The sequence below is a fragment of the Brevibacterium sp. HMSC08F02 genome (assembly GCF_001807555.1).
Taxonomy (GTDB): Bacteria; Actinomycetota; Actinomycetes; order Actinomycetales; family Brevibacteriaceae; genus Brevibacterium; species Brevibacterium ravenspurgense.
Genome location: NZ_KV789362.1, coordinates 1 through 5,898 on the forward strand (window position 1 = coordinate 1; position 5,898 = coordinate 5,898).

Annotated in this window: 4 protein-coding genes and 2 pseudogenes; 5 read left to right on the forward strand and 1 reads right to left on the reverse strand. The window is 62.5% G+C overall.

Annotated features, from left to right (window positions below):
• Positions 1 to 514: pseudogene (locus HMPREF3172_RS07965) on the reverse strand (cell surface protein); the annotation flags it as partial.
• A gap of 332 nt (positions 515 to 846) precedes the next feature.
• Here HMPREF3172_RS07965 and HMPREF3172_RS07970 point away from each other — a divergent pair.
• From HMPREF3172_RS07970 to HMPREF3172_RS07990, 5 genes and pseudogenes are all read left to right on the forward strand, one after another.
• Positions 847 to 1,962, forward strand: a complete 1,116-nt coding sequence (locus HMPREF3172_RS07970) for a heme/hemin ABC transporter substrate-binding protein (protein ID WP_256173324.1) — start codon at positions 847 to 849, stop codon at positions 1,960 to 1,962.
• Between the two features lie 191 nt (positions 1,963 to 2,153).
• Positions 2,154 to 3,176: a FecCD family ABC transporter permease gene (locus tag HMPREF3172_RS07975; protein ID WP_019174173.1), complete on the forward strand. Its 1,023-nt coding sequence runs from the start codon at positions 2,154 to 2,156 to the stop codon at positions 3,174 to 3,176.
• Positions 3,173 to 4,024, forward strand: a complete 852-nt coding sequence (locus HMPREF3172_RS07980) for a heme ABC transporter ATP-binding protein (protein ID WP_070516660.1) — start codon at positions 3,173 to 3,175, stop codon at positions 4,022 to 4,024. Before HMPREF3172_RS07975 ends, HMPREF3172_RS07980 begins: the two co-directional genes overlap by 4 nt.
• A complete protein-coding gene (locus HMPREF3172_RS07985; protein ID WP_070516663.1) occupies positions 4,021 to 5,382 on the forward strand; it encodes a hypothetical protein in 1,362 nt (453 codons plus the stop codon). Before HMPREF3172_RS07980 ends, HMPREF3172_RS07985 begins: the two co-directional genes overlap by 4 nt.
• Positions 5,379 to 5,898, forward strand: a pseudogene (locus HMPREF3172_RS07990) (hypothetical protein); the annotation flags it as partial. The gene HMPREF3172_RS07985 and the pseudogene HMPREF3172_RS07990, both read left to right, overlap by 4 nt.

Below are 5,898 nucleotides of genomic sequence, written 5' to 3' on the forward strand. Positions count from 1 at the left end.
ACACCACGGTAAACGAACCCTCCCACTGAATGGTTCCAGAATTCGTTTCAGGGTCGATTGTGCCTTTGCCACCGGAGATCTCAACGAAGTTGCCCGATTGCTTGGCTTTGTCGCCGTTCCACGTGTTGAGCCTCTCGCCTTCCGGGGTCTGGCACTTGTTGTCCCACGTGATCGGCTGTGTGCCGCCATCAGCGGTAGGCCGCAGGATCTTGACGTTGCCCTCTTCCGGGCTGAAGAGCTTCTTAGCTTCGGCATCTTCCTTTGACCACGGTGAGGACTTCCCGGCATCGCCGGATACACCGGCGGACAGGAAGTTGCATGTGCCGGGAGCATAAGCGCCCGCACCGGATTCGGCGTTGATACCCCAGCTGAAGACAGCGTCCGAAACATTGAGTTCTGCGGCCTGGGCGGGGTGCGCGGACAGCAGACCGGCCCCGCCCAGCGCGAATGCCACGCTTCCGGCCAGGCAGGCGCGCCAATTGCGGCGCGAAGGCGCGCTCGATGATGACTTCATTGTTCTCCTTGTGGACTTACGTCGTGCGTACATTTCGCAACTGATTTACGAGAAACTGACTTGACCTAAAATGTTTAGGTAAGGCTATCCTTAGTTATAGTCACCCTGTAAGTCAACTCACGGTTTGGTGAATGTTTGTTGAGTGCCTCAGGCGCACTCGAACAGAAAAGGAAGCAATGAAACTCAACTCTCGGGCGTGGCGCCGGGCTGAAGAACCCGGTCGCCCAGGAGGCCTGAATCGGGCTTTGCGCCGCGTGCCTCGCCGTACAAAACGGCGTGCCGCAGCAACCGCAGCGTTGCTCGCCGTGGGGCTTTTTCTGTGGAACAACGGTTTGCACAACGTCGGTACCCTCAATGCCGCGCACTCCCAACAGTGCGTACCCCCGCCGGCGACCTCGGCGGCGCAGCTTCCGAACATCCCGGATGTTCCCAGCTCCGAAAAACGTCCGGTCAGCAAGATCCACGGCCCGACCACTGCCTACACCCAGGCGTCCGAAATCCGGCCGATTGCAGATTTCGCAGATCAGCAGCAGACCCTCCCGGTGACTGTCACCTCGGACGATGGCCCCGAACAGACGGTGCGTGACACCTCGAGAATTCTGGCGCTCAACCAAAACGGCGGTTTGGCCGCCGCGGTTGTCGGCCTGGGTCTGGGCTGCAATCTGGTCGGCCGTGATGTTTCCACGCAGATGTCGTCGCTCATGCCGGGCCAGAAAGAACTTCCGCTGGTTACCCAGAACGGGCACGAACTCAACGCGGAGGCAATCCTCAATCTGGCACCCACAGTGGTGCTGACCGATTCGACGATCGGCCCCTATGACGTTCAGCTTCAGCTGCGCAATGCCGGCATCCCGGTGGTGTTCATTCCGTCGGCGACGGAGGACGGTGTGCAGGGCGTCAGCCCGCAGATCGTTGCGGTTGCCAAAGCGCTGGGCCTGCAGGATGCGGGTGAACAGCTGGCCAAGCGCGTCGATAAGGAAATCGCCGAAACCCAAAAGAGAATCCAGGCACTCGCACCGGACAATCCGGCGGACCGTCCGCGCACGGTGTTCCTGTATCTGCGCGGCGACATCTACTACTGGTTCGGCAAAGGCTCCGGCGCAGACTCTCTGATTCAGGCGATCGGCGGACGTGATGTTGCCACCGAAGTCGGCTTTGCGGGCATGTCACCGACCAACGCGGAAGCCCTGGTGAAGGCCGCCCCGGACGTCATTTTGGTCATGACGAAGGGCCTGGAGAGCGTCGGCGGCATCGACGAAGCCCTCAAACTGCCGGGCATTGCGCAGACTCCCGCCGGCAAACACCGTCGGATTGTCGATATGAGTGACTACGAAGTCATGAGCTTCGGCCCACGCACCGCGGAGGTCATCGCAGCCCTGGGCACGGCAGTCCACGCCCCCGAATACGCCTACGTCCCACAGGAAAAGTCCGCTGAAGCGGATGCCTAAGGAGAAAACCCTTGAGCACTACTCATTCCAGATCTGCTGAGCGTTTCGACGCGCCCGCACCTTTTGCCGGTTCGCCTTTGGACGAACAGCGCACGAGGCGCCGCTCCCGTTCTGCTTCTTCGGCGCCTGCCGCCCGGGTTCCGGGGGAGGGACGCGGTGAGAAACCTTCCGGGAGGGTGTCGGCTGCTCGGGTGACCACCGTTTTCACCACTTTGGTGGTTCTGCTTCTTGGCGGAACTCTGCTTTCGGCCATGTTGGGTCAGCTCTACATTGCGCCGAAGGAAGTTGTGGGTTCCGTTCTGCAGTCGGTGGGCATCAACTGGCTGCCCGGTCCGTCGCACGAATTCGGTGCTGAGGCCCTGTGGGAGGTGCGCTTCCCGCGGATTGTTCTGACGGTCTTTGTGGGTGCTGCCTTGGCTATTGCCGGTGCTGTTATGCAGGGCATCTTCGGCAATCCGCTGGCTGAACCGGGCACGATAGGAGTGTCTTCTGGTGCTGCGGTCGGTGCGTCGTTTGCGTTTCTGCACGGCCTGAGCTTCCTGGGCGGATTCACGGTTCCGTTCCTGGCGTTTGTGTGCGGTCTGGTGACAACGATCGTCGTGTACGTCTTGGCGCGGTCGAACGGCCGGACGGAAGTCGTCACTTTGATCCTCACGGGTGTTGCGGTCAACGCGATTTCCGGTGCGCTCATTTCGTTCATCGTGTTCAAAGCCCCCACGCAGGCACGTGAGCAGATCGTGTTCTGGCAGATGGGCAGCTTCAACGGCAGCCGGTGGGAACAGGTTGCGATTGTCGTTCCGCTGGTGGTCGTGGGAATCGGCCTGACGATGTTTCTGGCCCGGGGCCTGGACCTGGTGTCTCTGGGTGAAAAGGCGGCCCGCCACCTGGGTGTCGATGTTGAGCGTCTGCGCTTGTACGCCATGGTCCTGTCGGCTCTGCTGGTCAGTGCTGCGGTTGCGTTTGTCGGCATCATCGCCTTCGTCGGTCTGGTGGTTCCGCACCTGATGCGCATGCTGTTGGGACCGGGCCACCGTCTGCTGCTGCCGGCATCGGTGCTCGGCGGCGCGGTGCTGCTGACCTTTGCCGACCTGGCTGCGCGCACGCTCATCGAGTTCGCCGACCTCCCGATTGGCATGCTGACCGCGCTGATCGGCGGACCCTACTTCTTCTATCTGCTGCGCCGCAGCCGTCGTGAGGCAGGAGGCTGGGCATGATCGAAAAGCTGCGTCGCAGCCGTGAAAGCCGTCTGCCGGAAGTCCCCGCACCGGGAAGCACCGTGCTGTCGGTGGACCAGGTGACGGTGTCCTACGACGGCGAAAGGAAGGTACTTGAGGGGGCCAGTCTGGATGTCCGGGCGGGCGAGGTGCTGGCTCTTGTCGGTCCCAACGGCGCCGGGAAATCGACACTTTTGGGTGTCATCACCGGCGATGTTGAGGAAGCCTCCGGGTCAGTCACCATCAACGATCACCCGTCCTATGCCTGGAACACCCGCGAACTGGCTATGCGCCGGGCTGTTCTGCTGCAGCAGGTCGATGTGTCCTTCGCGTTTACGGTGTTGGAGGTCGTTGAAATGGGCCGCGCCCCGTGGCAGCGGACGCAGGCGGCAGCCGATGACGACACGATCGTGTCCGCAGTCCTGGAGCGCACGGACACGAGCCGCTTTGCTTCCCGCACCTTCACGTCGCTGTCCGGAGGGGAGCGGTCGCGTGCCGCTTTGGGCCGCGTCCTTGCGCAGGCCGCCCCGATTCTGCTGTTGGACGAACCGACAGCGGCTATGGACATCCGCCACCAGGAGCTCGTGCTGACGATTGCCCGTGAATACGCGGCCACCGGCTCCGCTGTTGTCGTGGTTCTGCACAGCCTTGATCTGGCCGGCGCCTACGCAGACCGAATTGCCCTGCTCAACAACGGCCGCATTGCCGCTGACGGCACACCGGAAGAGGTGCTGACGGCCGAGCGGATCAGCGAAGCCTACGGCCATCCCGTCACTGTTCTCACCGACCCGGTATCCGGTTCACCGCTTGTGGTGCCGGTTCGCCCTTCCAGAAAGGACATGTCATGAATCAGCCTGGACACGCACCGGGCAGCCGGAAGAAGCGGCTGGGGCTGCGGCGGTTGGCTGCCGCGGCTGCCGCTGTGCTCATAGGCGGCATGGGCGCTTTCGCGAGTGCCGCTGTCAGTTCCGAACCCGCCCAGGCGGCGGCCCGGGTTTCCGTGTCGGGGACGCCTTCTGTTGACGGCACCTCGACCCTCAAACTCTCCGGCAGCGGTTTCCAATCGGTGCAGAACGGCTTCGGCGGCATCTATGTTCTGTTCGGTGTTGCCGAAGGCACGTGGCAGCCCAGCAAGGGCGGCAAGACGGGCACAAACCTGCGCTACGCCTATGACGATGAATCGAATCCGGTGGGCTATCAGCTGTTCGTTACGTTCCCGGGATCGTCAACAGCTCACGCTGCCAACGGCGGCACACTGAAGGCCGACGGAACATGGTCAGGCGAAATCATCCTGCCGGGCGCTCGCTTCACGTCCTATGACCGCGAGCGCAATCCGGTCGATGTCGACTGCACGCGTGAGCGCTGCGGCATCATCACGATCGGCGCGCACGGCGTGGCGAATGCCAAGAACGAAACCTTCACGCCGATTGAGTTCCCGGCTGCCGCAGCGGCTGGCCAGTCCGGCGGCGAACAGCAGCAGAACAACGGCGCAGCCGGCGCGGCAGCCGCACCGAAAGCCAATGCGCAGAAGGACAACAAGGACCAGAAGAACGCAGACGCCCCCGCCGCACCGGCACCGGGAGCAGCGGGTGGGCAGCAGCCGGTGTCAGGGCCCCTGCTGGAGCCCGATCAGGTTGATGCGATCAACACGAACGCCAACCGCATGGTGTTTCTGCTGATGATCGGAGTGGTTCTCGCCATCTGTGCGATTGCCCTGGCCGTGGGAGTCGGTTCCTACATGGCAGTGAAATCGCTGCTTCTGGGTGTCAGCCCCGAAGCACTGGAGCGTGTGCGCACGCGCAGGGCTAAGCGCGCTATCGCGGCAGAGCACAAGCGCGAACGCAAACTGCAGAAGTTCCGCGTGAAGCAGGATGCGCGCACCCGCAAACGCGAAAGGGCAGCCGATGCCAAGATCGCCCGCGCTGACATGGAAGACGCGGGAGTGCGCTATCCGGTCATCGCCGAACAGCAGTCCTACGCTCAGCAGCCCGGTTCACAGGACCAACCTGCGGCCGGACCCATGCGGTTCTTTGAACTCATCCACAACGACGCAGGGGCCACCGGCAGCCACACGCAGCGTCAGGCGGCGGGCAGTCAGCAGGTGCATTCCGAGGGCACACCACCCGGTGCTGCAGGAGGAGATTCCCCAACGCTCGTCATGGATCGCCTGCTGGGCGAAGCAGATGCACGGGAGGATCAGCGATGAAGCGCACAGCAATAACCCTGGTGGCAGCCGCGGCAGCGTTTCTGCTGTTCCTCTTTGCTGCGGGTATAGCAATCGGCACGGCAGCCTTCGCATCGCCTGCTGACAGCGCGGAAGGGTCCGAGGCTGAGTCGTCGAAGCTGAAAATCTCAGACGCCGCCCTCACGTGGGGAATCAATGCAGAATCCGGCTCAGGTGCGTATCTGCCCGGTTCATGCAACTTCCTTTCCGCAGGTGTGGCAGGCGACAACGGGGGATCCTCGTTGTGGCCGAATGACGCCGAAAAGCGCGGACTGTTCAAGGCGAAAGACGGCAACGTGGAGATTCTGCGGCCCACTGAGGATGGAAAAGCTCAGCCGATCACGTGGGACAACAAGTGCCAGACCCCGGAAGGCAAACGCGTCAATACCTCAGGCGTGAACTCTGGAAACTACGTCCAGTTTTCCGGCGGTAAGGGAGAAGTGGACACCGTTGCGAACACGGGCACCATTCAGTGGGAGGGTTCGTTTACCGTGGTGT